This is a genomic window from Chryseobacterium sp. FG46 (genome assembly GCF_057809135.1).
On sequence record NZ_JBMDJJ010000024.1, the window covers coordinates 1 to 26,511 of the forward strand.

The following is a 26,511-nucleotide window of genomic DNA, read 5'->3' on the forward strand; positions in this document are numbered from 1 at the left end:
TTCTATTCAGGTTGACTAAACTTTTTGCTTAGCCCCCAACTTTTGCGCTTGATCCCATTTTTGCTTAGCCCCCAACTTTTGCGCTTGATCCGACAGAACTTTCTTTCTATTCAGGTTGACTAAACTTTTTGCTTAGCCCCCAACTTTTGCGCTTGATCCACCAGAATCAGGTAATAGCATTTCTTTTGAAAACACTACTGTGTAATCTGAGGGGGAAACGGGAGGGGAAAGTTATTTTGGGAACGATGACTATTTTTGTCTACAAATAACAACAGGAAGAACATAAAAAAACCCCTGAAATAGGGGTTTTTAAAATTTTCGAAGAATTGTCTATCTTCAAAACCGTGGTCCCACCTGGGCTCGAACCAGGGACCACCTGATTATGAGTCAGGTGCTCTAACCAACTGAGCTATAGGACCTCAAAACTTGGTTAAATTTTGTGTTTGCAAAAATAGTAAAATTTCTTTCACTACAAAACTTTTTATTGCTTTTCTTGGCAAAGTTCTACCAGCACACCGTTGGTAGACTTAGGATGAAGGAATACAACTAATTTGTTATCAGCACCTTCTTTAGGTTCTTCGGAGATAAACTGAAATCCTTCTTTTTTTAATCTTTCTACTTCCTCAAGGATATTTTCAACCCCAAATGCAAGATGATGGATGCCTTCTCCCTTTTTATCAATAAACTTAGAGATCGGACTTTCAGGATTACTGGCTTCTAAAAGCTCAATTTTACTTTCTCCTGTTTCATAAAAAGAAGTAACCACACCTTCCCTTTCTACGGATTCTTTTTTATAGGATTCTTTTCCTAATAGTCTGGCAAAAAGCTCATCAGAAATACCTAAAGACTTTACAGCAATACCAATATGTTCTAGTTTCATAAATACTAATCAATATAATTAAATCGTAAATTTGATACTGTAGTTGAATTTCAAAGTATCAATTCAAACAAAAGTACTAAATTTGCAGAAATTATGGAAAGTAACAGACAAAGAAAAGTAGCACAGATCATTCAGGAAGACTTCGCGGAGCTTTTCCGCCAACAGGCTGCAGAAAGCAAACAGAGCATATTGGTATCTGTTTCAGATGTAAAAGTAACTGCCGACTTAGGAATTGCTAAGATTTATTTAAGCATTTTCCCACAGGAATTTCGTACCGCTGTGATGAAGGAGATTGAAGAGAACAAACCTCAATACAGAAACTTCATTGGCCAGAAAATGGCAAAGCAGGTGCGAATTATCCCACAACTTAACTTTTACCTGGATACCGCTCTTGATGATGTTGAAAGACTGGAAAGAGAATTAAGAGGCGAAGGCGACAATCCTGTTTTATAGATCTTGAAGAATATTGCATTTTACATAGCATCCAGATACCTTTTGGCTAAAAAAGGAAGTACTGCCGTTACGTTCATTACGTGGCTGGCCGTAGGTGCCATGACGGTTGCTGTGGCTGCAATGTTCGTCATTATTTCTGTTTTTTCAGGTCTTGAAGACCTGAATAAAGACCTTATTTCCAATCTTCATGCTGACCTTACTTTAAAAAGCACTTCCGGAAAAACGATCAAAAATCTTGATAATGTCAGTAAAATTCTGACCAGCAATAAAGAAATCAGCAGCTTCTCCCGTGTTATTGAAGAAAAAGTATACATCAGTTTCAACGGAAAGGGTGACATTGCTTACTTAAGGGGTGTAGATTCTGCCTATGTGAAGGTAAATCCTATTAATAAAGAGGTTTTCTATGGAACTTATCCAAGTTTCAAATACTCCAATGAGGTATTAATGGAGAATAGTCTTGACAACAGACTTTCAATTCCTGTAGATTCTTCCAATCATTATGCAACAGTCTTCATGCCGAAACCGGGAACGGGGATTATCAGTAAGGAAGAAGACATCTATAATAAAAGAGATATTCTGGTAACAGGTGTATTCCCTGGGAAAGACCAGCTGGACAGCTATATTGTTTCTCCTATTGAGCTTACTGAAGAATTGCTTAGCCTTCCTAAAAAGTCAGCTTACCAGATTGTTATTAAACTGAAAAATCCGGAAAATGCAGATGCTGTAAAACAAAGCCTGCTTTCTTCACTTGGAAAAAATATCGAGATCAAAACCAAGGAAGAGGAAAATGCCGCTTTCTGGAAAATGATTAACACAGAAAAACTTTTTATTTATCTGATCTTTGCATTGGTCATCTTTATTACCACTTTCAATCTTGCCGGAGCAATTATTATCCTTCAGCTTGATAAAAAAGAGCAGGCAAAATCATTGATATCATTGGGCTTTCCTTTAAGCCATTTGAGAATGACGTATTTCTATACCGGACTCCTGATTGTTATTTCAGGTGTGATTACCGGATTAATTCTCGGAACAGCACTTTGCTATTTCCAGCTTTACACAGAATTCTTCAGAGCCAATGAGACTCTGCCATTCCCAGTGAAAATTGTAGGAAAAAACTATCTTATCGTAGCCCTTACAGCTTCCCTGTTTGGAATCACTATTTCATGGTTTTTTTCAAAAATCAGCAAGGAATATATTACTAAAAACTAATATATTGACTTTATATATTACACACAATTAACACACTTCAGTTTCATTTTTTCGTACCTTTACGCCCCAATTTTAAAAAATGAAACAACTTTTATCTTTTTTTCTTTTAAGCGTGACATTTATTGGCGCTTTGGCACAGGCTCCGGCAGGATATTACACAAATGCTAACGGGTTAACAGGTGCAGCTCTGAAAACAGCCCTTAAAACCATTATCAGTAATGGACACATAGACCATGGTTATGGTGGCCTATGGACAGGCTACGCTACCACGGACCGCGATTATTTCTATGAAAATGACGGAACAATTCTGGATATTTATTCTGAAAATCCAAATGGGCCGGATCAGTATAATTTTACCTATGGACCTACAGATCAATGTGGATCTGCAGGATATTCTAATGAAGGTGACTGCTACAACAGAGAGCACGTTATTCCTCAAAGTTTATTCAGCAGCGCTTCTCCGATGGTAGCTGATATTCATTTTATCCGGGCTACAGATGGAAAAGTAAACGGAATGAGATCCAACTACCCTTTCGGAATTGTTGGCAACACTTCTTTCACCTCTAAAAACGGATCAAAACTAGGTACATCTGTATCTGCAGGATATGCAGGTACTGTATTTGAACCCATTGATGCTTTCAAAGGAGATATCGCCAGAATGATTCTTTATTTTGTAACAAGATATGAAGATAACCTTCCCGGTTTCTCTACGGGTAATATGCTTGCCAACACAGCATTTCCAGGGCTACAGCCTTGGGCACTTAACCAGTATTTAATCTGGAATGCAATGGATCCGGTATCGCCGGAAGAAATTGCAAGAAACAATGCTTCTTATACTTATCAGGGAAACAGAAACCCTTTCATTGATCACCCTGAATATGTTACCCAGATCTGGGGAACTCCGGTTGTTGATAACCAGGCACCTACAGCAGCAACCAACCTTGTTGCAAGCAATCCAACGTCAAACTCTATTGCTTTAAGCTGGACAGCCGCTACAGATAACGTGGGAGTAACTTCGTACCAGATTTACGCCAACGGAACATTAAAAACTACAGTTTCAGGTACTACAACGTCTACTATTGTTTCAGGATTATCACCACTTACTCAATACACATTCTATATAATTGCTAAAGATGCTTTCGCAAACTCTTCTCCACAAAGCACAACAGCAACAGAAACTACTCTTAGCGGACCTGCAGGAGGCGGAAGCTGTGGTACAGAAGACTTCAGTACAATGCAGGACGGATCTTCACTTCCATCTTCATATGCAACAAGAACATGGACAAACAACAATATAACATGGACTGCAACTCTGGCAAGAACAGACGAAACAATCAATGATAAAGCTGTCTGTACCAAAGGAACGCTTACTAGTTCTGTTATTTCCGGAGGTGTTCAGACACTTACATTAACTACACAAAGAAAATACAACGGAAACAATGGTAACCTGAATGTACTGATAAATAATGTTGTTGTAGGAACCATACCATACAGTACTGCTGTAACCACCACTACAATTAACGTAGGAGTAAGCGGTGATGTGACCATTCAGATTGCAAACCCAAGCAGTGGAGACAGAGTCGCAATGGACGATCTTAGCTGGACATGTGCTACAACATTAGCAACGGTAGAAACTAAAAAAGACAAATCAGCATTTATGATCTACCCCAACCCGGTAAAAAATAATGAATTATTTGTAAAAGGAGAAAGCCTTGGCAAAATTTCAAAAGCTGATATCTATGATCTTTCCGGGAAATTAATTGAAACAATTACCAATCCTTTCAGACATTCAAACAAGATCAGCCTTAAAGGTTTGGCTAAAGGAACTTATATTCTGAAAACAGATAATTTCTCTACTAAATTTATCGTAGATTAATTATTAAAAAATATTTCAAACCAAGGCCGGATTTTTCCGGTCTTTTTTTTACTTTTGATCTATGGATTCCAATAAAAAATTAGGATTGATAGGCAGAAACATTTCCTATTCTTTTTCTAAAAAATTCTTCGAAAATAAGTTCCAAAAGCTCATGCTGAAGAACTTCTCCTATGATATTTTTGATCTGAACGAAATCAGTGAAGTAGAAAAACTTTTTGTTTCTCCGGATCTGTTAGGATTCAATGTAACCATTCCTTATAAAGAGAAAATAATTGATTATCTGGATGAATTAAGTGATGAAGCTGAGAAAATAGGTGCCGTAAACTGCGTTCTTATTCAGGATGGTAAGAAAACAGGCTATAACACAGATGCATTCGGTTTTGAAAAAACTCTTCTTTTGCACAGAAAACCTTCACAGGACAAAGCTTTGATTTTAGGAAACGGAGGAGCTGCTAAAGCCGTAAAATATACTTTGGACAAGCATAATATTCCTTCAGTCACCATTTCCAGAAGTACGGAAATCAATTTTGAAAATCTTGATCAGGAAACCGTTGCTGAGCATAAACTTATCATTCAGTGTACACCGGTAGGTACTTTCCCGAATGTGAAAGACTGTCTGAATTTTCCTTTTGACGGACTTTCTCCAGATCATCTGATTATTGATCTGATTTATAATCCCAACTACACCCAATTCATCATCAATGCCTCTGAAAAAGGAGCAAAAACCGTGAATGGATACTATATGCTTGAACAGCAAGCAGAAAAAGCTTGGGAAATTTGGAATTTTCAAAAAAAATAACATAAATTAGTGCTTTAATTGGCCTTTCAGCTATATTTAAAGGATATTAACGCCACTCACATAAAAGATTTGCTATGACTACAGAAAACAATCTTTCTGAAAACGAAGAAAAGAAAAATCCAAACGAAGTATCTCAGGACCCATCAGAAAACACCGTTTCTCATGATGCAAACCAACATGAGGATGATGCAGAACACCTGGATGAACATGAAGAAGAAATCTCCCTTGCCGATGCTTTAAAGGAAATGGAAAAAATCATCAACACTCCCAACGCCGGAGAGAATTTCAAAAGATTCAACCAACTGAGGGAAAAAGCAAGTCATTACATCCATGATGAAGTGGAGGACAAAAAGCATGAATATGTAGAAGCCGGAAATCCTGCTGAAAATTTCAGCTATGAACACCCTTCTCAGGCTAAGTATTCTGCACTGGTCAATATCTTCAAGGAAAAACATGACGACTTCCAGAAAGGACAGGAAGAAGAGCAAAAGAAAAACCTTGACCATCGTCAAAACATAATCGAAAGACTTAAAAACCTATACACCAGCTCTGAACCAGGAATTAATCTTTTCAGATCTATCCGTGAGATTAAAGAAGACTGGTCAAAAGCCGGACAGGTTGCCAAGTCTGAATTCAAAATTCTTAACAATAACTATTTCCACCACCTGAATCAGTTTTATCAGATGCTGGATCTGAATAAAGAGTTTTTGGAACAGGAATACAGCCACAACCTGGAAAAGAGAGAGCATATCATTGCCCGTGCTAAAGAACTGGAAAACGAACCGGTAATTCAGAAGGCGTTAAATGAGCTTCAGTATCTTCATAAACTATGGAAAGAAGAAGCAGAACCTGTGGCTGAAGAGTTCCGTGAAAAAACATGGGAAGAATTCAAAGAAATTTCCAATAAAATTCACGAAAGAAAATCTGAACTTTCTGCTTCTATTGAAAAAGAACAGACGGTTAACCTTGAAAAGAAGAATGAAATCATCGCTGAAATCAAGAAACTGTCTGAACCTTCGGAAACACCTAACCACAATTACTGGCAGAACGCCATCAAAAGAGTGGAAGATCTGCGTTCTGAATTTCTGAAGACAGGAAGTGTTCCAAGAAAACTTTCCAACCAAAACTGGAATGATTTCAAAACAACACTAAGAGGTTTCAATACAACGAAAAACAATTACTACAAATCGTTGAAAGGCTCTCAGCAGACTAACCTTGAAGAAAAATTAAAGCTGATCCAGACGGCACAGGACAATATGAATAATGAGGAATGGGATATTGCCGTTCCGTTATTCAAAAAACTTCAGGAAGACTGGAAAAAAATCGGCCACGTTCCCAAAAGCATGACCAATAAAATCTGGGATGAATTCCGTGATGCCTGTAATGCATTCTTCAACAACTACAGAGAGAAAAGCAATACTTCTACGGACAACTGGAAAGAAAACTATAAAAACAAAAAAGCACTTCTTGATGAATTGAAAGAGGTTTCCAATGAAGAAGGCAGCATCGAAAAAATCGAGCAGATCAAGACTTCATGGAATAACATAGGAAAAGTTCCAAGAGATAAAATTTCAATCAACTCTGAATTCAACAAAACATTAAGAGAGAAATTGAAAATAAACAAGATCAACGAACTTGAACTGAAAGAAGAAGGCTTATCTGAAAATCAGCTAACCGATAAAGCAAGGAAGATCAAAAATCAAATATCTGATCTTGAGGCAGAAATCGTTAAACTGGAGAACAACCTTTCTTTCTTCAACAAACCGTCCAGAGAAAATCCTCTTTTAAAAGACACTTACAATACGATTGATGAGAAAAAAGCTCATCTGGAAACGTTAAAACAAAATCTCCACAGCATTATCAGCGGAGAATAGTACATAACAAAATAAATAAAGGCGGAGCAAAGCAATTTGTCTTCGCTTTTTCTTTTTATAAAACATGAACAACGACGAATTTTATATTAAAAGATGTATCGAGCTGGCTCAAAAAGCTCTTGGAAACACCTACCCCAACCCTCTTGTTGGAAGTGTGATTGTACATAACGGAAAGATCATTGGCGAGGGATATCATCACAAAGCAGGAGAACCTCATGCAGAAATCAACGCCATTAATTCTGTTAAAAATAAAGATCTTATTCCGGAATCAACGATTTATGTATCTCTGGAACCATGCGCCCATTATGGAAAGACTCCGCCTTGTGCTTTAAAGATTAAAGAACTGGGATTTAAAAAAGTGATGATTGGCGCTATGGATTCTCATGATAAAGTGAATGGTAAGGGAAAAAAAATCATTCAGGATGCAGGCATTGAGGCCGTTTCAGGAATGCTGGAAAAAGAATGTGTTGAACTCAACAAGAGATTCTTCACTTACCATGAAAAGAAAAGACCTTATATCATTTTAAAATGGGCAGAATCCGGTGATGGCTTTCTGGATAAAGATTTTAAACCGACAGCTGTTTCAAACTCGTTAGTGAATCAATTTGTTCATCAGTTAAGAGCTGACGAACATGCCATTTTAGTAGGAACTCAAACCGCTTTGAATGATAATCCAAGTCTTACTGTTAGAAATGCTGAAGGCGTAAACCCTGTAAGAATTCTGATTGATTTTGATTTAAAAGTTCCTGCCAGCTTCAAGATTTATAACAATGAAGCAAGAACATTGGTTTTAAATTCTGTGAAAGAAGGCACTGAAGGACACGTTCAATTCATTCAAATCAACAAGGCTTATTTTCTACCGGAACTCATGGAAGCACTGTATAAAGAACAGATACAGTCTGTCATCATTGAAGGTGGCCGCTTTACTCTGCAGCAGTTTATCAATGCTAATCTTTGGGACGAAGCCATTGTAATTAAAAATGAGAATTTGATATTAGAAAATGGGACAAAATCCCCGGAATTCGGTCAAATTCCTGCTAGAATTGAAAATTTCAGAGATAATACCGTTTCATTTTTCAAAGCAAAATAACTCTTTTTTATCACTGTTAAATGAAATAATTTATTTACATTAGTCTTACAAATCAAAATTACTATGAAAAATGTAAAGAAAGTTTCAAGACAGAGTTTAAAAAAAGTAAAAGGAGGAATTGCTCCTGAGTGCTGTTCATTCTATCCACCTTCATTACAGCACTGCTGTGCAACTCCTTCCAGCATGAGCTGTCCACCACCTTGGGCAGACGGGACATTTCCTTGTTAGATTTATTTTTAATTTTAAAAACCAAAAACTAATATCATGAAAAATTTGAAAAAAGTATCAAGAACCGGTTTAAAAACAATTCAGGGAGGAGCTTTTGTAACATGTACACTCCCTAATGGACAACCTACCAGATGCAGAGATAAATGTCCCCAGGATTTTTGCGGCCCAACAAGCTATATGTGCCTGATCCCGATGGATCTTTGCGGAGATGGAATGTAAGACCGTAATTTTATATCAAAAAAACAGATAAGCCGTCAAGATTTGACGGCTTAATTTATGATTATGGTGCAGAATCGTAAAGCATTTAATATTTTTGCATAAACAAAGCAGGAACTCTAATGACGTTTGAATACAAAACCATAGAAAAGCCCATAGAAAATACTCTTTTAAAAGAAAAAGGAAGCAAGTTCATCGGATTTGCTTACCCGATAACCCATGAAAAAGAATTAAAGAGTGCACTCGAGAAAATAAGAGAAGAACATCCCAAAGCTACTCATCACTGCTATGCCTTCAGAATGGGATTAAATGGAGAGAATTATCGCGCCAATGATGACGGTGAACCTTCCGGAAGTGCGGGATTACCAATTTACAACCAGCTTCTGGCTCATGAAATTACCAATGTTCTTGTCATTGTTGTTCGTTATTATGGAGGAACTAAATTAGGTGTTTCAGGGCTAGTGAAAACCTATAAGGAATCTGCCAAGATCACATTGGAAGAGGCCAGTATTATCACCAGAGAACTGGAAACAGAAGTAGAGATTCAATTTAATTTCAATCAGCAAAATACGATTTTCACCCTGCTTTCAAAATTTGATGCTAAAGTTTTGAACTTCGATGCGAATGAAAACTGTATTCTTACTGCATCCCTGAAACTGGCACAAAAAGAAAACATCTCAGAAAAACTTTCTGAGATGCAATATGTTTCATTTGAATTTAATGATTAATCCCTTCTTCCGCCAAGAAGCAAAGATGCCCAGTAAAGAAGTTGTGCCAGAGAGCCTAAGGCTGCTACCACATAAGTTCTTGCTGCCCATTTCAAACTATCCTGTACTCCCACGAATTCTTCTGCAGTTACCGTTCCTGTATCTTTAAGCCACTTCATTGCTCTGTTACTCGCATCATATTCCACCGGAAGTGTTACAAAAGCAAAAAGTGTGGTCATTGCAAACATCGCAACTCCTATTGCCAGCACAGTTGTATTTCCATTTGGATTTTCAATTGTTCTGGATGCTGCCATTACTGCGATACCCGCAATAAGGACAAACTGCATCAGATTGGAACTTATATTCACAATAGGAACCAACTTTGAACGTAAATTCAACATGGAATATCCTACTGCATGCTGCACTGCATGCCCGCACTCGTGAGCTGCTACTGCCGCCGCCGCTGCGTTTCTCTGCATATAAACCCCTTCAGAAAGGTTCACTGTTTTATCTGCCGGATTATAGTGGTCCGTCAATTGTCCGGGTACCGATATTACCTGAACATCATTTATTCCGTTATCTCTCAACATCTTTTCCGCTACCTCTTTGCCCGAAAGACCATTTCGAAGGTGTACATTGGAATAATATTCAAATTTCGATTTCAATCTGGACGAAACCCACCAGCTCACCAACATCGAAATACCAATAATGATATAATAACCCACCATTTTATATAAATTTTGTGTTTAATTTTACCCATAATCATATAAAAACTGTGCCAAAGTATACGATATTATTATTTATATTTGTCCTTTAATTCCTCTCAAAAAACATGTCTACAGTTTCAATTATTGAAGTAAAAACAGCGGGTCAGCTCAAGCAATTCGTAAGATTTCCAATGGATTTGTATAAAAACAATCCCTACTATGTTCCGTCCTTTATCAATGACGAAATCAACATCTGGAATGCTGATGAAAATCCTGCGCTTCAATATTCTGAGGCAAAGCAGTATCTGGCCTATAAGAATGACAAGATCGCAGGAAGAATTGCCGTTCTGATTAATCATAAGGAAGAGAGAGAATTAGGAATTAAAAAGGTACGTTTTGGATGGATCGACTTTATTGATGATGCTGAAGTTTCAAAGGCATTGATTCAAAAAGCACTTGATTATGCCAAAGAAAAAAATATTGATAAAATTGAAGGACCTATGGGGTTCACCAATCTTGACAAAGCCGGGATGCTGGTAAAAGGTTTTGATCAGCTGGCAACTATGATTGGGATTTACAACCACGAGTACTATCCAAGACATCTTGAAAATCTTGGTTTAACCAAAGAAAAAGAATGGGTGGAGTTTGAAATCATTTTCCCTGAAACCTTGCCTGAAAAAATCCACAAGTTCAATCAGCTTATTTCTGAAAAGTATAAACTGAAGGTTTTAAAATTCAAAACAAAAGAAGAGATTATTCAGTATGTAGATCCGATGTTTGATCTTCTGGATGAAACGTACAAACACCTTTCTACCTACACGCCTATTTCAGATGAGCAGCGTAAGACCTACAAAGAGAAATATTTTAAGCTCATCGATAAAGATTTTATTGTATGCATCGCTGATGAACACAACAATTTGATCTCATTTGCTATTACCATGCCTTCTTATTCCAAAGCACTGCAGAAATCCGGTGGAAAGCTGCTTCCATTCGGCTGGTGGCATTTCCTGCAAGCAGGTAAGAAAAATGACAGGGCTAACTTCTACCTGATCGGCATCCATCCCGACTATCAGAGAAGAGGAGTTACTTCTATTATTTTCAAAGAAATCTGGAATATCTTCAGAAAAAAGGGCGTAAAATACCTGGAAACCAACCCGGAACTGGAAGAAAATAAAAGCATTCAGCTCTTATGGCAGGATTACCATCCGGTGAATCATAAAAGAAGAAGAACGTATTCAATGGAAATCAAATAATTGATACTGTAATTTGTACAACGTAAACTTAAAATCTAAACTTTGAATTTTATGAAACCACAACTTATCATATTTGCTGTTTTAATCGCTGGATTTATCAGTTACAATGTCTTTTTCCAGTCACCTGATGACAAAACAAATACCGTTATCAATATTCTTTTTGCGAGTATTCTTTTTGGATATATCTCCTTTATGGCCTACACTCTTCTTAGAAAAATGAAAAAATAAGACCATAAAACAGCATCAGTGCATGGTTTGATATGAACCTCTATTCAGTATTCAATGAATCCAAAATATTCCAAATGCAGGGAATGAGGGCCCATTTTTCCACACTTACTACAAAAAAAGGGGAAAAACACACCAAAAAAATAATCATAAAAAGCTAATTTTTATTGATTCTAAATTACCGATTTAGCTCATTTTCATCCGACTTTTAAGCTGATAAATTTCATGCTTTCTTGTTTATTCGCTAAATTTGCAAATTGAGATAATAATGCAAAAATGAATTTACCTGAAAGTTATATTCCAATCCTTATCCAGGCTGGTGTAGCAGTAGGATTTGTAGCTGTTTCTTTGCTTGGGGCACATTTCTTAGGCCCACAGCAGAAAAAAGGAAACTCTGTAAAAAACCAAAGCTGGGAATGTGGAGTTCCTGTAGAAGGAAATGCCAGAACACCGTTTTCTATCAAGTACTTCCTGACTGCGGTATTGTTCGTACTATTCGATATTGAAATCGTATTCTTTTATCCTTACGCTGTAAACTTCAGAGAATTCGGTATGGAAGGATTCCTTGCCGTACTTACATTCGTTGCAATTTTCTTCGTAGCGTTTTTCTATGTCTGGAAACGCGGTGCGCTGGATTGGGATAAATAAAGTAATTATAAATTTTAATTAAACATTTTAGATGGTGATTTTAAGTTATGCCATTAAGAATTAATTTAAAATCTAAAATTTAAAATCTAAAATCATCTACAAGATGTCAGATAAAAAACCAGTAATAAGAACAGATGCACCTGCTCCCGAAGGCTATGAAGGAGAAGGATTTTTCGCAACAAAACTGAGCAGTGTAATCGGAATGGCAAGGAAGTTTTCGCTTTGGCCGTTACCCTTTGCAACCTCTTGTTGTGGTATCGAGTTTATGGCTACCCTGAACCCGACATATGATGCTTCAAGATTTGGTATGGAAAGAAACTCTTTCTCTCCAAGACAGGCAGATATGCTGATGGTTTGCGGAACTATATCAAAGAAATTGGGACCTGTCCTGAAAGAAGTGTACACTCAGATGGCTGAGCCGAAATGGGTGGTAGCAGTTGGAGCTTGTGCTTCCAGCGGTGGTATTTTTGATACGTATTCTGTACTTCAGGGAATTGATAAAATTATTCCGGTAGACGTTTACGTTCCCGGATGTCCTCCAAGACCTGAACAGATCATTGAGGGCGTAATGCAGGTACAGGCTCTTGCGGAAAGTGAAAGCATAAGAAGAAGAGATATGCCTGAATATCAGAAATTATTAGATTCTTACAACATAAGCAACTAAACGGAAATGACAAACGAATTTGTATTAGAAGCAATCACAAGAGAATTTCCGGAATCTGTTATTTCAAGTTCAGAACCTTATGGAATGCTGACCATTGAAGTGAAGAAAGAAGATATCAAGAAGATTATTCATTATCTGAAAGATTCATCACTGGAATTTAATTTCCTTACGGATATCTGCGGTATTCATTATCCTGAATTCCCTGAAAAGGAAATTGGTGTTGTTTACCATTTGCATAATATGATGACCAATTTCAGATTACGTCTGAAAATCTTCATGTCCAGAGAAAATATTGAAGTAGACTCTCTTGTAGATCTTTATGTGGGAGCCAACTGGATGGAAAGAGAAACGTATGATTTTTATGGGATTAAATTTAAAGGACACCCGGATCTGAGACCTATTCTGAATATGGAAGACCTGGGATACCACCCAATGTTGAAGGAATATCGCCTTGAAGACGGAACAAGAACCGACAAGAACGATAGTATGTTCGGAAGATAAAAAATAATGCAATAAGCAGTAAGCAGTAAGCATTTAGCTTAAAGCCTATAGCCTATCGCCTAAAGCATTTAAATTATGAAAGATAACTCATTATCTAATATACTAAACCAGTACGAAAGTAAGGAACAGATTGACGGACAATTATACACCCTGAATCTGGGACCTACCCACCCTGCTACGCATGGGATTTTCCAGAATATCTTAACGATGGACGGAGAGAGAATCCTTCACGCTGAGCAAACCGTAGGATACATCCACAGAGCATTTGAGAAAATTTCTGAAAGAAGAAACTATTCTCAGATCACTACCCTTACCGACCGTATGAATTACTGTTCTGCACCCATCAATAACTTAGGCTGGCACATGACAGTAGAAAAACTGATTGGCGTAGAAGTTCCAAAACGTGTAGACTATATGCGTGTTATCCTGATGGAGCTTGCCAGAATCGGTGACCACCTGATCTGTAACGGGGTAACCGGAATGGACTCAGGAGCTATTACAGGTCTTACTTATATGTTCATCGAAAGAGAACGTATTTATGATATGTATGAGCAGATCTGCGGAGCCAGAATGACTACCAATATGGGAAGAATCGGAGGTTTTGAAAGAGATTTCACACCTAAGTTTCATGAGTTGTTGAAAGACTTCTTAAAAACTTTCCCGCCAAGGTTTAAAGAATTCTGTACATTATTAGAAAGAAACAGAATCTTTATGGACAGAACCATCGGTACAGGAGCTATCTCTGCCGAACGAGCTTTAAGCTACGGTTTCACAGGTCCCAACTTACGTGCAGCAGGTGTAGATTACGATGTTAGAGTTGCACAGCCTTATTCTTCATACCAGGATTTCGACTTCATTATTCCGGTAGGAACTTCAGGAGACACTTACGACCGTTTCATGGTTCGTCAGCAGGAAGTCTGGGAATCCATCAAAATTATCAAACAAGCATACGAAAACCTTCCGGAAGGGCCATTCCATGCGGATGTCCCTGATTTCTATCTTCCTGAAAAGGCAGATGTATACCAGAAAATGGAAGCATTGATCTACCATTTCAAAATCGTAATGGGAGAAACCGATGTACCGAAAGGAGAAGTTTACCATGCTGTAGAAGGTGGAAACGGAGAATTAGGTTTCTATCTTGTGAGTGACGGAGGAAGAAGCCCTTACAGACTTCACTTCAGAAGACCATGCTTCATCTACTATCAGGCATACCCTGAAATGATTACAGGTTCTGTAATCTCAGATGCTATTGTAACGATGTGTAGTATGAATATTATTGCGGGAGAATTAGACGCATAACTGGAATTATAAATTTTGAATTATAAATTATAAATTGATTTTAGACCGTTATTCAATTAGAATTTAAAATCTAAAATCTAAAATTTCAAAAATGAGCGAAACAATAGCTTTTAAACCGGAAAGTTTAGCACAGGTACACAAAATTATCGCAAGATATCCTGAAGGAAGACAGAAATCTGCTCTTCTTCCTGTACTTCACCTGGCACAGAAAGAATTCGGAGGATGGTTAGATGTTCCTGTGATGGATTATGTTGCCGGACTATTAAGTATCCAACCGATCGAAGTATATGAAGTGGCTACTTTCTATACGATGTTCAATATGAAGCCGGTAGGTAAATATGTATTGGAAGTTTGCAGAACCGGACCTTGTATGGTTTGTGGAAGCGAAAAGATCCTGGATCATATCAGAACCAAACTGAACATTAAAGACGGAGAAACTACTGAAGATGGTATGTTCACTTTAAAGCCAGCTGAATGTCTTGGAGCATGCGGCTACGCACCCATGATGCAGCTAGGGAAATTCTTTCATGAAAATTTAACGATAGAAAAAGTAGATGAAATCCTTGATCTTTGCAGACAGGGACAAGTTGCTTTAGACTAAACTAATTATATGGGAAACCAACATCTTACATATTTTAAAATTGAAAATTTCAAGAAGTTTGACTCTCTTGAAGTGAAAGATATTGGTCAATTTAATTTGATTGTAGGAGATAATAATGCCGGAAAGACATGTTTATTAGAGGCCTTTTCATTAGGAGTTAAACATAAAGAAATTATTTCTAATCTATATAATATTCTTAGACACAGAAAAGATTCTGACTATTATTATAAAATTATTAGAAATACAGACCCTACTGGAAATATTAAAAATCTACATTCATTATTAGAAGATATTTTCAATTTCGAAAACAATATTATTACTCCGTTTTTAAAAAAAGGCAATGATTATTTCAAGTATACTTATAATGATGTTGAAATACTTATTGAAAATAAATTTATAGGGCTTAATAAAGAAACTGAAAAAGATAAACAAAATAAATACATTTTTGATTTTATAACAAAGCACGAGTTATTTTCATATAATGAGATTAATAGAAAATCGAAAAACTGGATATTTATAAATAAAAAAGATGAAACCCAGAAAAAATTCCATTTAGATTTTATGGTTGATATTACATCCGGTTATTACTTTGATTTTTTTAGTTATAAACCATTCCATAATATTATTTATTTTTCAAACAAAATTTCTAATGAGAAAATATTAAAATATGAATCTATTATTTCTGATTACGACACAAAAAAAGAAGTAATATATTTATTAAATAGTATTTTCGAACTACAAATCCTAGATTTTAACTTTTCATCAAATGATCTGAAAATATCAACTAAAGAAAATGGAAAGTATAAATCAATTCGGGAATATGGAGATGGAGTTCAGAGATTTATTCTTTTTGTATTAGAAATGTTAATTAATGAAAATGGAAAATTATTTTTTGATGAAATTGAAGTAGGAATTCATTTTTCAAAAATTGGAAAATTATGGAAATCTATTTTTGATTTAGCAAAAAAATATAATGTTCAAATTTTTGCAACCACCCACTCAAAGGAATGTATAGAAGCTTTTATAGAGGCTTGTCAAGAAGTAAATTTGCAAGGAGATATTAAATTAATAAAATTATTAACTAATAAAGATAAAACTACTAAGGCAATAACTTATCCATATAATGAATTTGAATATTTAGTAGATTCTGAAACAGAAATTAGATAGATGGATAAAATTAGAATATTTTGTGAAGGATTTTCCGATCAACGTTTTTTAAGAGACTTTATTTATCTTAACTACGGTATTGAGATAACAGATAAGCAATTAAAAAAAAATGAGTTTATTCATTGTTTAGGAGGTTGGACTAATTTGAAAAATAATAAAGGTAGAATAACTGAAGAATTTTCAGATTATTTATCATTAATATTCCTTGACGCTGATGATCATGAAACGATTGAAAAATCAGGTATTATTGAAACAAAAAAATTTGTTGCTGATTTAATGCATAGCTGGGGTTGGACAAAATATGACTTATACGTTTTTCCAAATAATCACGATGAAAAAGGAGAAGTTGAAGATTTTTTTGAGAAAATAATTAATACTAATAATGCAGATATTTTTGATTGTTGGAATAATTTTGAAAATTGCTTAAAAAGCAAAAACGAAAACTATTTAATTCCTGCTAAAAAATCAAAAATCTATCTTTATCATGAAGCTTTAGAGGCAAATAAAGATAAATGCAAAGATATGGGAAGAGACTTTACGGATAATAAATTATGGGATCTAGATGTCAATAATTCACATCTAAAACCATTAAAGGAATTTTTAGACAAATATTTAATTTAAACAATGAGTAAAAAACTTTTACTTAAAGACGCACATATAGAAGGTATCCGCTACTTTGAAACCTACCGTAAACAGGGAGGTTACACAGCTGCTGAGAAAGCCTTGAAAATGACTCCTGACGAAATTCTTGAAGAAGTAAAAGCTTCAGGACTAAGAGGTCGTGGTGGAGCTGGATTCCCAACAGGAATGAAATGGAGCTTTTTGGCAAAGCCTGAAGGTGTTCCAAGACACCTTGTTGTGAATGCGGATGAATCTGAACCCGGAACGTTCAAGGACAGATATCTGATGGAGTTCCTTCCTCATTTATTGATCGAAGGAATGCTGATTTCTTCTTACTGTTTAGGTTCCAATACTTCTTATATCTACATCCGTGGAGAATATTCATGGATTCCGGATATCCTTGAAGAAGCTATTGAAGAAGCTAAAGCAGCAGGATTTTTAGGTAAAAATATTTTAGGAACTGGTTTCGATCTGGAAATCTACGTACAGAGAGGTGGTGGAGCATACATTTGTGGTGAAGAAACTGCATTGCTTGAATCCCTTGAAGGAAAAAGAGGAAACCCAAGATTAAAACCACCATTCCCGGCTGTAAAAGGTCTTTGGGAGAGACCAACGGTGGTAAACAACGTTGAGTCTATTGCGGCAGTAGTTCCGATCATTGATATTACAGGTGCTGAATATGCTAAAATCGGGGTGGGAAGATCTACAGGTACGAAATTGATTTCTGCTTGTGGAAACATCAACAAACCGGGTGTATACGAAATCGATATGACGATCACCGTAGAAGAATTCATCTACTCTGATGAATATTGCGGTGGTATTAAAGACGGTAAAAAATTAAAGGCTTGTATTCCTGGAGGAAGTTCTGTTCCGATTGTTCCGGCAAACTTATTGTTGAGAACCGTAAACGGAGAGCCAAGATATATGAACTATGAATCATTGGCAGATGGTGGTTTTGCTACCGGAACCATGATGGGTTCAGGAGGTTTCATCGTTTTGGATGAAGACCAGTGTATTGTAGAACATACCATGACCTTGGCAAGATTCTACAACCACGAAAGCTGCGGACAATGTACGCCTTGCCGTGAAGGAACGGGATGGATGTACAAGATTTTAAAGAAAATCGAGAAAGGAGAAGGAAAAATGGAAGATATCGATCTGCTTTGGGATATCCAGAGAAAAATCGAAGGAAATACGATTTGTCCGTTGGGTGATGCAGCAGCCTGGCCGGTTGCCGCAGCGATCCGTCACTTCAGAGATGAATTTGAGTGGCACGTAAAAAACCCGGAATTGTCTCAGACACAAAACTATGGATTGGCACATTATGCAGATCCTATCCCGGCTGTTGAAAAGAACGCATAGGTAAGATGAAAAAAATATTGGTGGTCGGCTTAATGATGTCGAATTTTGTATTTGCACAGAATAAGAAAACTGATACTGCAAATTATAACAGATCCGTTGAAGAGGATTTGTCATATGTAGTGAGTGAGAAACAGCAGATTAAAGCTGAGAGAAAGGAAAAGCCTTTACCATTAAGCAAAAAAGGTCAGGTTTTCGTATTTTACGGATGGAACAGAGCGGCTTACAGCAATTCTGATATCCACTTTACTGGAAACGGATACGATTTTCAATTGAATAACGTAACCGCAAAAGACAGACCTACAAAATTTGGAATTGTCTATTTTGATCCAAGCTGGTTTACCGTAACACAGTATAATTTCAGAATAGGATATTTCATTAAAGACAATTTAGCATTGGTACTGGGGATAGACCATATGAAATATGTAATGGATCAAAACCAGACTGTAGGTTTCAAAGGTCATATTTCAGATCCTGAATATGCAGCAATGGTTCAAAACGGGCAGGTTAATCTTGCAGATGAGAAGTTCCTTACTTTCGAACATACTGATGGACTTAATTATGAAAACTTAGGTCTTGAGAAATACAAAAATCTTGTTCATAAGAAAAATATAGATTTAGTATGGTCTTATGGAGCCGGAATCGGGTTTATGTTTCCGAAAAGTAATGTAAAACTTTTTGGTAACGAAAGAAGTGACCGTTTTCACGTTGCAGGTATGGGAACCGATATCAGATCCAGTCTTAACTTAGTATTCTGGAAAAACTGGATGCTGAGATTAGAAGGAAAAGCAGGTTATATTAATATGTGGGACATTAAAACCACGTTGAATAACAAGCCGGACAAAGCACGTCAGGATTTTGTTTTCGGACAGGTTCTTGGAGGAATTGGATATACATTTAATACAAAGAAATATAAATAACAAAGCCTATTGCTTAACGCATAAAGCTTAAAGCATATCATATGAGCGAAGAAGTTAAAAAATTCAAAATAACTATAGACGGACAGACTACCGAAGTTTTGCCTGGTACTTCTATTCTGGAAGCTGCAAGACAAATCGGTGGTAAATCTGTACCTCCTGCAATGTGCTACTACAGCAAGTTGGAAACCAGCGGAGGAAGATGCAGAACTTGTCTGGTAGAAGTTTCTAAAGGATCTGAAGCAGACCCACGTCCTATGCCCAAATTAGTGGCAAGCTGCAGAACTAATGTAATGGACGGTATGGAAGTAAAAAATCTTACTTCTGAGAAAGCTCAGGAAGGAAGAAAAGCGGTTACCGAATTCCTTTTGGTAAACCACCCGCTGGACTGCCCTATCTGTGACCAGGCAGGAGAATGTCATCTTCAGGACTTAGGATATGAGCATGGTGTGGAAAATACAAGAACAGAATTCGAAAGAAATACTTACGAAGCTGATGATCTTGGACCGAACATCAAATTAAATATGAACCGTTGTATTCTTTGCGCAAGATGCGTACTTACAGCTAACCAGCTTACAGAAACAAGAGAACACGGTATCCTTTTCAGAGGAGATCACGCAGAAATTTCAACCTATTTAAATAAAGCTTTAGACAATGACTTCATCGGAAACGTTATCGATGTTTGTCCTGTAGGAGCATTAACAGACAGAACAGCCCGTTTTGCCAGCAGAGTTTGGTTTACCAAACCGATGAACGCAACTTGTAAATGTGATAAATGTTCAGGAAAAGCTGTAGTATGGTTTAAAGGAGACGAAATTGTAAGAGTAACTGCCAGAAAAGACCAGTGGGGTGAAGTTGAAGAATTCATCTGTGATACATGCCGTTTCGAAAGAAAATCTTTATCAGACTGGAATATCGAAGGTCCTAGACATATCGACAGACATTCTGTAATTTCATTGAATCACTACGAAAAGCCTAAAGACGAACTAAGAGTTTTAGACAATCCGATGGCTAAAGAAATCAGTGAAAAAGACGAAAAATAAAAAGATGGAAGCCTGAAGCTGGAAGATGGAGGTTTGTAACCGTAAAATATTTCACTTCTTCTTTTAACTTTAATATCGTTAAAAAATAAAATAAATTGGTAATGTGATGTAGAGTTGATGCCACGACGTGATAAACTTCCAGCTTCCAGCTCCCATCTTCAAACATTTAAAATAAAAAATGGATTTACTTACATTTAAACTTATACTTGTACTAGCACTTTTTCTGCTGTCACTTACGATTGCAGCCTACTCTACATGGGCAGAAAGAAAAGTTGCCTCTATCATGCAGGATAGAATTGGTCCCAACAGAGCCGGACCTTTCGGATTGCTGCAGCCTCTTGCTGACGGTGGAAAATTCTTCTTTAAAGAAGACTTTACGCCTGCCAATGCAGAAAAATTCCTTTTCGTATTAGGGCCGGCTTTGGTGATGTTTATTTCATTGATTACAGGAGCTGTTATTCCTTGGGGTAAAAGTTTAAATATTGCAGGTACTTCTTTTGATCTTCAGGTAGCAAACATCGATGTTGGTGTGCTTTTCATCATCGGTATGGCTTCCATCGGGGTTTACGGAATTATGATCGGAGGTTGGGCTTCGAACAATAAATATTCATTATTAGGTGCTATCCGTGCTTCTTCTCAGATGATTTCTTATGAACTGGCAATGGGATTAGCACTTCTTTCCATCATCATGATGGCTGGAAGTTTGGATTTAAAAGAAATTACTGAAAGCCAGACTACCGGAAAATTATGGGGCGTTATTCCTTGGGTTTCAGGATTGAACTGGAACATTTTCTACCAGCCGATTGCATTCCTTGTTTTCTTTGTAGCCGCTTTGGCAGAAACCAACAGACACCCATTTGATTTACCTGAGTGTGAATCTGAATTGGTAACAGGATACTCTACAGAATATTCTTCCATGAAATTAGGTTTATATATGTTCGGGGAATACGTGAACATGTTTATCTCTAATGCTTTTATGGTCGTTCTTTTCTTCGGAGGTTATAACTATCCAGGTATTGAATGGGTAACTCAAAACTGGGGTGAAAACACTGCAGGGATTTTAAGTATTGTAGCCTTCCTTACAAAAACAGTAATTGGAATTCTGATCTTCATGTGGATCAGATGGACACTTCCAAGATTCAGATATGACCAGTTAATGCACTTAGGATGGAAAACATTAATCCCAATGGCATTGGTAAACCTATTAATTACAGGAGCTGTAATTTTAGCGTTTGGAAATTAAATTATCTAAACCTAACAGGTTTTTGAAACTTGTTAGGTTTGTGTAAATATTGAATATTAAAAATTAAGATAACAGACAAGATTAGTCTAAAATCTGGTGTCTAACATCTAATATCTATAATTAAATGAAACTTACAAACAGATCAAAAGTTGTTTCCAATAAAGAAATGACCCTTGCTGAAAAAATCTACCTTCCTGCCATCTTTACAGGAATGGGGATTACATTCAAGCATGCTGTAAGAACCGTGATAAAGGGTGCTCCCGCAGTATATTCGTATCCGGAAGTACAGAAACCAAGAACCACAATCTGGAGAGGCCAGCACGTTTTGAAAAGAGACGAAGAAGGCAGAGAAAGATGTACAGCTTGCGGACTTTGTGCGGTAGCTTGTCCTGCAGAAGCCATTACGATGACTGCTGCTGAAAGAACTAAAGAGGAAAAAGGACTTTACAGGGAAGAGAAATACGCTTCAGTATATGAAATCAATATGCTAAGATGTATTTTCTGTGGTATGTGTGAAGAAGCTTGTCCTAAATCTGCCATCTATCTTACCGACAGGTTGGTAGACGTGGAAACCAACAGAGGTTCTTTCATTTACGGAAAAGATAAATTAGTTGAAAAAATAAATGAAAGGATTGATATCACGACAAGACAATCCGAGAAACAAAAAAATGCGGTAAAATAATGGATCAGTTTTTATTTTTCTTGGTGGCGTTTTTAGCAGTGGCAAGTGCTGTTTACTTTGTATTTGCAAGAAATCCTCTTTATGCTATTTTGTCATTAATTGTTACGATGTTTTCAATTGCCGGAATGTACATTCTTCTCAATGCACAGTTCCTGGCAATCATCCAGATTATTGTTTACGCAGGTGCTATCATGGTACTTTTCCTTTACATCTTAATGATGCTTAACCTTAATAAACAAGACGAAAGTAAGAAGAACAATACTTTAAAATTTGTTGGAGTTTTTACGGCAGGTCTTCTTTTGGTAGGTGTATTGGGAGTTTTCAGAGGAGTAAAAGACAATCACATTGTTGTTGAAAATATAGACAGAGGGGTAGGTCTTACGAAAAATCTGGGTAGACTTTTGTTTAATGAATATGTTTTACCGTTTGAGCTTGCTTCCATCCTAATTCTGGCAGGTATTGTAGGCGCGGTATTAATCGGTAAAAAAGATTTATAAAATTATGGGAGAAGTAAATACATTTATACAAAGCATCCCTTTGGACTACTTCATCATTCTTTCCTCAGTATTGTTCTGTTTGGGAGTAATGGGAGTATTGCTTAGAAAAAATGCTATTGTGATTCTGGGCTGTGTAGAGCTTATGCTGAATTCTGTAAACCTTTTATTGGCAGCTTTTTCAGCATATAAAGGCAACGGCGACGGACAACTTTTAGTTTTCTTCATTATGGTGGTAGCAGCTGCTGAAGTAGCAGTAGGTCTGGCAATTATTGCGATGCTATATAGAAACACCCGTTCTGTAGATGTGAGTATATTTAATAAATTAAGAGGATAAGAATGGAGAATCTAGTATATGCAATAGTACTTTTACCACTTTTAGGGTTTCTTATTAACGGGCTATTCGGAAAAAATCTTCCCAAAATATTGGTAGGATCTTTGGCTACAGCTATGGTTTTCGGATCTTTCTGTATTGCGGTAAGTATTTTCATGAATTTCAATTCTGAAAGCCAGCCTGTTATTGTAAAAGCTTTTGAATGGTTTAGAGTAAACGGAGTTCAAATTAATTTTGGATTCCAGATTGATCAGCTTTCTTTAATGATGGTGATGATCATTACGGGTATCGGTTCACTGATCCACTTATACTCTATCGGATATATGAGTCATGATAAAGGATTCTATAAGTTTTTTACTTACCTGAATCTTTTCATCTTCTCGATGTTACTTTTAGTAATGGGAAGCAACTACCTTATCCTGTTCATCGGATGGGAAGGTGTAGGTCTTTGTTCTTACCTGCTGATCGGATTCTGGTACACAAACGAAGAATACGGTAAAGCAGCAAGAAAAGCTTTCATCATGAACAGAATTGGTGACCTTGCGTTATTGATCGGTATTTTCATGATTGCTTCTCAAACCAATGCTGTAGATTATCTTTCTGTAGCAGAAAACGCTTCAAAATTTGAATTAGACGGAACAGTGATCATCTTTATCACAGCGAGTTTATTCATCGGTGCTACCGGTAAATCTGCTCAGGTTCCATTATATACATGGTTACCGGATGCGATGGCCGGGCCAACTCCTGTATCAGCGTTAATCCACGCGGCAACGATGGTAACAGCGGGTATCTATTTAGTAGTAAGATCCAACTTCTTATTTACTTTGGCACCTACAGTGCAGGGAGGAATTTTATTCATCGGATTCTTAACGGCTGCTTTGGCTGGTTTCTATGCACTTCGTCAGAACGACATCAAAAAAGTATTGGCATACTCTACAGTTTCACAACTTGGATTTATGTTCATCGCTTTAGGTCTTGGAGCGTATACAACGGCTATGTTCCACGTAATGACACACGCATTCTTTAAGGCGTTGTTATTCTTAGGTGCAGGTTCAGTAATCCACGCTATGAGCAACGAACAGGATATGCGTTTCATGGGAGGTCTTAAGAAATATATTCCTCTTACCCACGCTACATTCCTTATCGGAACATTAGCCATCTCAGGTTTCCCTTTATTATCAGGGATGATCTCCAAAGACGAAATTTTAGTAGCAGCTTTCGCTAAAAACCCTATCTATTGGGTAATCTTATTTGTTTTAGCGGCAATGACTGCAACTTATATGTTCAGACTGTACTATCTTACATTCCACGGAGAATTCAGAGGTACAGAAGAACAAAAACACCATTTACATGAAAGCCCGTCTAATATGACATTACCATTGATCGTATTGGCAATTCTTTCTGTAATCGGAGGTTTTATCAACCTGCCACACTTCATCGGTCACGGCCATTATGCTAAACTGATGGAATGGTTAAAGCCGGTTCTTACGGAACAAAGCTACAGCCAGATGGAAGCTACTCTTTCAGGAGTACCTTTCAATACTGAAATGATATTATTAGCAGCAACAATCCTGATGTTCTTCACTGTATGGTTCATCGTTAGAAATACTTATGTAAGTAAGAAAAAGATGGCTGTTGCAGAGGAAAACTATACCGGATGGGAAAAGCTTTCTGCTAAGAAATTATACGTTGACGAACTTTACAACGCATTGATTGTAAAAACTGTTGAAGGATTAGGACGCGGAGGAAAAATGTTTGATAAGGGTATCTTAGACCGTTTTGTAAACTTTGTAGGTGATGGTGCTGAAGACAGCGGAAAAGCTATGAAGCGTGTACAGAACGGAAATGTAGAGACATATATCCTTATCATGTCTTTAGCGGTGGGAATTATATTAATTGTTAACTTTTTATTACAATAATAATGTCTTGTTTGTTATTAACATTATTACTATTACCTCTAGTAGGTTCGGGATTAGTTTTTGCCTGGAAGAGTAATTCCAGCAAATATTTGGCGCTTGGAATCGCATTGGTACAAATGCTTCTTACGTTCTATATGCTTTCGGATTTTGATTTTACTCCGACAGTAGACAGCGTATTGCAGCATGAGATCAATTATCCATGGTCACAATTTATGAAGAGCTCTCTTCACTTCGGTGTTGACGGAATGAGCATGCTTCTTTTATTATTGACCAATATTCTGGCTCCAATCATTATTTTATCATCTTTCAACGAAAGTGTAAACTACAGAAATACATTCTACGGATTGATTCTGTTGATGCAGTTTGGTCTTGTAGGAGTATTTACTTCTTTAGACGGATTGTTGTTCTACATTTTCTGGGAAGTCACTTTGATTCCAATTTGGTTCATTGCCGGACTTTGGGGACAAGAGAATAAAAGGTTTGAGTTTACGACGAAATTCTTCGTATATACATTTGTAGGATCACTATTTATGTTAGCCGGATTGATCTATGTGTACAACCACTCTGCATCATTCGCTTTAACAGATCTGTATAATGCACAGCTGAACGAAGTACAGCAGACTGTGGTATTCTGGTTTATCTTCTTTGCTTTTGCAGTGAAATTACCGGTATTCCCTTTCCATACATGGCAGCCTGACACGTATACCTACTCTCCTACTCAGGGATCTATGTTATTATCAGGGATCATGCTGAAGATGGCAGTATATGGTGTAATGCGTTATTTACTCCCAATCACTCCGCTTCCGATTGCCGGAATTTCCGGACAGATCGTAATCATTCTTGCTATTGTAGGAATTGTTCACGGTGCTTTGATTGCCATCATCCAGACGGATATGAAGAGAATCATTGCTTATTCATCTTTCTCTCACGTAGGATTGATGGTAGCAGGGATCTTCGCTTCAGCAGTAGTTACTTTGAGAGGAACTTTCAACGTAGAAGGAGCTGAAGGAGCTTTGGTACAGACTTTTGCCCACGGTATCAACGTAGTAGGATTATTCTACTGTTGTGATATTTTATACAAGAGATTCAAATCAAGAGACATCAGACAAATGGGAGGTTTAGCCAAAGTAGCGCCTAAATTTGCAGTATTGTTCCTGATCATTATACTAGGTTCAATGGGAGTTCCATTAACCAATGGATTCATCGGAGAATTTATTCTGTTGAAATCGGTTTATGATTTTAACGGAACAGCAGCAGTAATTGCTGGTCTTACGGTAATTCTTTGTGCAGTGTATTTATTGAGATTCTACGGAAAAGCAATGTTTGGAGAAGGAGATGAAGCCGTTTTAAGTACTGCAAAAGATTTATCAGGTGTAGAATTTTCTGTATTGGCAAGTTTAGCGGTTTTTGTGATTTTACTAGGTATTTTCCCACAACCGGTAATCGACATGGTGAGTAGTTCGGTGAAGTTTATCTACCAATCAATGGTAAGTTAATTTGAT

At 36.9% G+C, this 26,511-nt stretch carries 29 protein-coding genes and 1 tRNA gene; 27 read left to right on the forward strand and 3 right to left on the reverse strand.

Annotated features, from left to right (window positions below):
* Window positions 1–345: 345 nt before the first annotated feature.
* Both ACODR7_RS16455 and mce read right to left on the reverse strand, forming a co-directional pair.
* A tRNA-Ile gene (locus tag ACODR7_RS16455) sits at window positions 346–419 on the reverse strand.
* A gap of 62 nt (window positions 420–481) precedes the next feature.
* Window positions 482–880 carry a methylmalonyl-CoA epimerase gene (gene mce, locus ACODR7_RS16460; protein ID WP_076597204.1) on the reverse strand — a complete coding sequence of 133 codons (399 nt, stop codon included), beginning with the start codon at window positions 878–880 and terminating at the stop codon, window positions 482–484.
* A 93-nt stretch (window positions 881–973) separates the two neighbouring features.
* Here mce and rbfA point away from each other — a divergent pair, with 93 nt between their 5' ends.
* The 9 genes from rbfA to ACODR7_RS16505 all read left to right on the forward strand — a co-directional run bounded on the left by rbfA (window position 974) and on the right by ACODR7_RS16505 (window position 9,353).
* Window positions 974–1,333 (forward strand): 30S ribosome-binding factor RbfA, encoded by a 360-nt coding sequence (gene rbfA, locus ACODR7_RS16465; RefSeq protein WP_488840700.1) that lies wholly within the window; start codon window positions 974–976, stop codon window positions 1,331–1,333.
* A gap of 3 nt (window positions 1,334–1,336) precedes the next feature.
* Complete coding sequence (locus ACODR7_RS16470; protein ID WP_488840702.1) at window positions 1,337–2,542, forward strand: ABC transporter permease; 1,206 nt, start codon at window positions 1,337–1,339, stop codon at window positions 2,540–2,542.
* A 79-nt stretch (window positions 2,543–2,621) separates the two neighbouring features.
* Entirely contained in the window at window positions 2,622–4,418 is a 1,797-nt protein-coding gene (locus ACODR7_RS16475) for an endonuclease (RefSeq protein ID WP_488840704.1), read from the forward strand.
* Between the two features lie 61 nt (window positions 4,419–4,479).
* Window positions 4,480–5,217 (forward strand): shikimate dehydrogenase family protein, encoded by a 738-nt coding sequence (locus tag ACODR7_RS16480; protein ID WP_488840706.1) that lies wholly within the window; start codon window positions 4,480–4,482, stop codon window positions 5,215–5,217.
* Window positions 5,218–5,291: 74 nt separating this feature from the next.
* Window positions 5,292–7,091: a DUF349 domain-containing protein gene (locus ACODR7_RS16485; protein WP_488840707.1), complete on the forward strand. Its 1,800-nt coding sequence runs from the start codon at window positions 5,292–5,294 to the stop codon at window positions 7,089–7,091.
* Window positions 7,092–7,155: 64 nt separating this feature from the next.
* Window positions 7,156–8,181 (forward strand): bifunctional diaminohydroxyphosphoribosylaminopyrimidine deaminase/5-amino-6-(5-phosphoribosylamino)uracil reductase RibD, encoded by a 1,026-nt coding sequence (ribD, locus tag ACODR7_RS16490; RefSeq protein ID WP_488840709.1) that lies wholly within the window; start codon window positions 7,156–7,158, stop codon window positions 8,179–8,181.
* 63 nt (window positions 8,182–8,244) lie between these two features.
* Complete coding sequence (locus ACODR7_RS16495) at window positions 8,245–8,409, forward strand: bacteriocin-like protein (RefSeq protein ID WP_488840711.1); 165 nt, start codon at window positions 8,245–8,247, stop codon at window positions 8,407–8,409.
* Between the two features lie 36 nt (window positions 8,410–8,445).
* Window positions 8,446–8,628 (forward strand): bacteriocin-like protein, encoded by a 183-nt coding sequence (locus tag ACODR7_RS16500; protein ID WP_488840712.1) that lies wholly within the window; start codon window positions 8,446–8,448, stop codon window positions 8,626–8,628.
* Between the two features lie 119 nt (window positions 8,629–8,747).
* The gene (locus ACODR7_RS16505) at window positions 8,748–9,353 is read left to right on the forward strand and encodes an IMPACT family protein (RefSeq protein WP_488840714.1); all 606 of its coding nucleotides are present in this window, start codon (window positions 8,748–8,750) and stop codon (window positions 9,351–9,353) included.
* Here ACODR7_RS16505 and ACODR7_RS16510 read toward each other — a convergent pair.
* Window positions 9,350–10,060 carry a zinc metallopeptidase gene (locus ACODR7_RS16510; protein WP_171006330.1) on the reverse strand — a complete coding sequence of 237 codons (711 nt, stop codon included), beginning with the start codon at window positions 10,058–10,060 and terminating at the stop codon, window positions 9,350–9,352. The genes ACODR7_RS16505 and ACODR7_RS16510 overlap by 4 nt on opposite strands.
* A 104-nt stretch (window positions 10,061–10,164) precedes the next feature.
* Here ACODR7_RS16510 and ACODR7_RS16515 point away from each other — a divergent pair, with 104 nt between their 5' ends.
* The 18 genes from ACODR7_RS16515 (at window position 10,165) to ACODR7_RS16600 (ending at window position 26,505) form a co-directional block, all read left to right on the forward strand.
* Window positions 10,165–11,292, forward strand: coding sequence for a GNAT family N-acetyltransferase (locus ACODR7_RS16515; protein ID WP_488840716.1), 1,128 nt, complete (start codon window positions 10,165–10,167; stop codon window positions 11,290–11,292).
* A gap of 51 nt (window positions 11,293–11,343) precedes the next feature.
* Window positions 11,344–11,520 carry a hypothetical protein gene (locus tag ACODR7_RS16520; protein ID WP_168801911.1) on the forward strand — a complete coding sequence of 59 codons (177 nt, stop codon included), beginning with the start codon at window positions 11,344–11,346 and terminating at the stop codon, window positions 11,518–11,520.
* Window positions 11,521–11,793: 273 nt separating this feature from the next.
* The gene (locus tag ACODR7_RS16525) at window positions 11,794–12,165 is read left to right on the forward strand and encodes an NADH-quinone oxidoreductase subunit A (RefSeq protein WP_034693436.1); all 372 of its coding nucleotides are present in this window, start codon (window positions 11,794–11,796) and stop codon (window positions 12,163–12,165) included.
* A 103-nt stretch (window positions 12,166–12,268) separates the two neighbouring features.
* Window positions 12,269–12,829, forward strand: a complete 561-nt coding sequence (locus ACODR7_RS16530; RefSeq protein ID WP_002983540.1) for an NADH-quinone oxidoreductase subunit B — start codon at window positions 12,269–12,271, stop codon at window positions 12,827–12,829.
* Window positions 12,830–12,835: 6 nt separating this feature from the next.
* Window positions 12,836–13,330: an NADH-quinone oxidoreductase subunit C gene (locus tag ACODR7_RS16535; protein ID WP_488840720.1), complete on the forward strand. Its 495-nt coding sequence runs from the start codon at window positions 12,836–12,838 to the stop codon at window positions 13,328–13,330.
* 75 nt (window positions 13,331–13,405) lie between these two features.
* Window positions 13,406–14,629 carry an NADH dehydrogenase (quinone) subunit D gene (gene nuoD / locus ACODR7_RS16540; protein ID WP_076597193.1) on the forward strand — a complete coding sequence of 408 codons (1,224 nt, stop codon included), beginning with the start codon at window positions 13,406–13,408 and terminating at the stop codon, window positions 14,627–14,629.
* 91 nt (window positions 14,630–14,720) lie between these two features.
* A complete protein-coding gene (locus tag ACODR7_RS16545; RefSeq protein ID WP_062675585.1) occupies window positions 14,721–15,230 on the forward strand; it encodes an NADH-quinone oxidoreductase subunit NuoE family protein in 510 nt (169 codons plus the stop codon).
* 9 nt (window positions 15,231–15,239) lie between these two features.
* Entirely contained in the window at window positions 15,240–16,397 is a 1,158-nt protein-coding gene (locus tag ACODR7_RS16550; RefSeq protein WP_488840721.1) for an AAA family ATPase, read from the forward strand.
* A complete protein-coding gene (locus ACODR7_RS16555) occupies window positions 16,398–17,018 on the forward strand; it encodes a DUF3226 domain-containing protein (protein WP_488840723.1) in 621 nt (206 codons plus the stop codon).
* A 3-nt stretch (window positions 17,019–17,021) separates the two neighbouring features.
* Window positions 17,022–18,380 (forward strand): NADH-quinone oxidoreductase subunit NuoF, encoded by a 1,359-nt coding sequence (gene nuoF, locus ACODR7_RS16560; protein WP_089697000.1) that lies wholly within the window; start codon window positions 17,022–17,024, stop codon window positions 18,378–18,380.
* Window positions 18,381–18,385: 5 nt separating this feature from the next.
* Window positions 18,386–19,297: a hypothetical protein gene (locus ACODR7_RS16565; protein WP_488840725.1), complete on the forward strand. Its 912-nt coding sequence runs from the start codon at window positions 18,386–18,388 to the stop codon at window positions 19,295–19,297.
* A gap of 41 nt (window positions 19,298–19,338) precedes the next feature.
* Window positions 19,339–20,337: an NADH-quinone oxidoreductase subunit G gene (locus tag ACODR7_RS16570; RefSeq protein ID WP_488840727.1), complete on the forward strand. Its 999-nt coding sequence runs from the start codon at window positions 19,339–19,341 to the stop codon at window positions 20,335–20,337.
* A gap of 178 nt (window positions 20,338–20,515) precedes the next feature.
* Window positions 20,516–21,580, forward strand: a complete 1,065-nt coding sequence (gene nuoH / locus ACODR7_RS16575) for an NADH-quinone oxidoreductase subunit NuoH (RefSeq protein ID WP_076597190.1) — start codon at window positions 20,516–20,518, stop codon at window positions 21,578–21,580.
* Window positions 21,581–21,704: 124 nt separating this feature from the next.
* On the forward strand, window positions 21,705–22,262 hold the full coding sequence (locus ACODR7_RS16580) for a NuoI/complex I 23 kDa subunit family protein (protein WP_040996950.1): 558 nt from the start codon (window positions 21,705–21,707) through the stop codon (window positions 22,260–22,262).
* The gene (locus ACODR7_RS16585; protein WP_488840729.1) at window positions 22,262–22,759 is read left to right on the forward strand and encodes an NADH-quinone oxidoreductase subunit J family protein; all 498 of its coding nucleotides are present in this window, start codon (window positions 22,262–22,264) and stop codon (window positions 22,757–22,759) included. Before ACODR7_RS16580 ends, ACODR7_RS16585 begins: the two co-directional genes overlap by 1 nt.
* Window positions 22,760–22,763: 4 nt before the next feature.
* Window positions 22,764–23,093 carry an NADH-quinone oxidoreductase subunit NuoK gene (gene nuoK / locus ACODR7_RS16590; RefSeq protein ID WP_002983557.1) on the forward strand — a complete coding sequence of 110 codons (330 nt, stop codon included), beginning with the start codon at window positions 22,764–22,766 and terminating at the stop codon, window positions 23,091–23,093.
* A 2-nt stretch (window positions 23,094–23,095) separates the two neighbouring features.
* The gene (gene nuoL, locus ACODR7_RS16595) at window positions 23,096–25,009 is read left to right on the forward strand and encodes an NADH-quinone oxidoreductase subunit L (RefSeq protein WP_488840731.1); all 1,914 of its coding nucleotides are present in this window, start codon (window positions 23,096–23,098) and stop codon (window positions 25,007–25,009) included.
* A 2-nt stretch (window positions 25,010–25,011) separates the two neighbouring features.
* A complete protein-coding gene (locus tag ACODR7_RS16600; protein ID WP_076597187.1) occupies window positions 25,012–26,505 on the forward strand; it encodes a complex I subunit 4 family protein in 1,494 nt (497 codons plus the stop codon).
* Window positions 26,506–26,511 lie beyond the last annotated feature (6 nt).

Coding starts and splice junctions, on each gene's coding strand:
- ACODR7_RS16475 (WP_488840704.1), top strand. CDS start 2,622: ATGAAACAACTTTTATCTTTTTTTCTTTTAAGCGTGACATTTATTGGC.
- nuoL (WP_488840731.1), top strand. CDS start 23,096: ATGGAGAATCTAGTATATGCAATAGTACTTTTACCACTTTTAGGGTTT.
- ACODR7_RS16585 (WP_488840729.1), top strand. CDS start 22,262: ATGGATCAGTTTTTATTTTTCTTGGTGGCGTTTTTAGCAGTGGCAAGT.
- ACODR7_RS16480 (WP_488840706.1), top strand. CDS start 4,480: ATGGATTCCAATAAAAAATTAGGATTGATAGGCAGAAACATTTCCTAT.
- ACODR7_RS16495 (WP_488840711.1), top strand. CDS start 8,245: ATGAAAAATGTAAAGAAAGTTTCAAGACAGAGTTTAAAAAAAGTAAAA.
- nuoH (WP_076597190.1), top strand. CDS start 20,516: ATGGATTTACTTACATTTAAACTTATACTTGTACTAGCACTTTTTCTG.
- ACODR7_RS16570 (WP_488840727.1), top strand. CDS start 19,339: ATGAGCGAAGAAGTTAAAAAATTCAAAATAACTATAGACGGACAGACT.
- ACODR7_RS16500 (WP_488840712.1), top strand. CDS start 8,446: ATGAAAAATTTGAAAAAAGTATCAAGAACCGGTTTAAAAACAATTCAG.
- ACODR7_RS16600 (WP_076597187.1), top strand. CDS start 25,012: ATGTCTTGTTTGTTATTAACATTATTACTATTACCTCTAGTAGGTTCG.
- ACODR7_RS16580 (WP_040996950.1), top strand. CDS start 21,705: ATGAAACTTACAAACAGATCAAAAGTTGTTTCCAATAAAGAAATGACC.
- nuoF (WP_089697000.1), top strand. CDS start 17,022: ATGAGTAAAAAACTTTTACTTAAAGACGCACATATAGAAGGTATCCGC.
- ACODR7_RS16510 (WP_171006330.1), bottom strand. CDS start 10,060: ATGGTGGGTTATTATATCATTATTGGTATTTCGATGTTGGTGAGCTGG.
- ACODR7_RS16520 (WP_168801911.1), top strand. CDS start 11,344: ATGAAACCACAACTTATCATATTTGCTGTTTTAATCGCTGGATTTATC.
- rbfA (WP_488840700.1), top strand. CDS start 974: ATGGAAAGTAACAGACAAAGAAAAGTAGCACAGATCATTCAGGAAGAC.
- mce (WP_076597204.1), bottom strand. CDS start 880: ATGAAACTAGAACATATTGGTATTGCTGTAAAGTCTTTAGGTATTTCT.
- ACODR7_RS16565 (WP_488840725.1), top strand. CDS start 18,386: ATGAAAAAAATATTGGTGGTCGGCTTAATGATGTCGAATTTTGTATTT.
- ACODR7_RS16545 (WP_062675585.1), top strand. CDS start 14,721: ATGAGCGAAACAATAGCTTTTAAACCGGAAAGTTTAGCACAGGTACAC.
- ACODR7_RS16505 (WP_488840714.1), top strand. CDS start 8,748: ATGACGTTTGAATACAAAACCATAGAAAAGCCCATAGAAAATACTCTT.
- ACODR7_RS16555 (WP_488840723.1), top strand. CDS start 16,398: ATGGATAAAATTAGAATATTTTGTGAAGGATTTTCCGATCAACGTTTT.
- ACODR7_RS16485 (WP_488840707.1), top strand. CDS start 5,292: ATGACTACAGAAAACAATCTTTCTGAAAACGAAGAAAAGAAAAATCCA.
- nuoK (WP_002983557.1), top strand. CDS start 22,764: ATGGGAGAAGTAAATACATTTATACAAAGCATCCCTTTGGACTACTTC.
- ACODR7_RS16550 (WP_488840721.1), top strand. CDS start 15,240: ATGGGAAACCAACATCTTACATATTTTAAAATTGAAAATTTCAAGAAG.
- ACODR7_RS16535 (WP_488840720.1), top strand. CDS start 12,836: ATGACAAACGAATTTGTATTAGAAGCAATCACAAGAGAATTTCCGGAA.
- nuoD (WP_076597193.1), top strand. CDS start 13,406: ATGAAAGATAACTCATTATCTAATATACTAAACCAGTACGAAAGTAAG.
- ACODR7_RS16530 (WP_002983540.1), top strand. CDS start 12,269: ATGTCAGATAAAAAACCAGTAATAAGAACAGATGCACCTGCTCCCGAA.
- ribD (WP_488840709.1), top strand. CDS start 7,156: ATGAACAACGACGAATTTTATATTAAAAGATGTATCGAGCTGGCTCAA.
- ACODR7_RS16525 (WP_034693436.1), top strand. CDS start 11,794: ATGAATTTACCTGAAAGTTATATTCCAATCCTTATCCAGGCTGGTGTA.
- ACODR7_RS16515 (WP_488840716.1), top strand. CDS start 10,165: ATGTCTACAGTTTCAATTATTGAAGTAAAAACAGCGGGTCAGCTCAAG.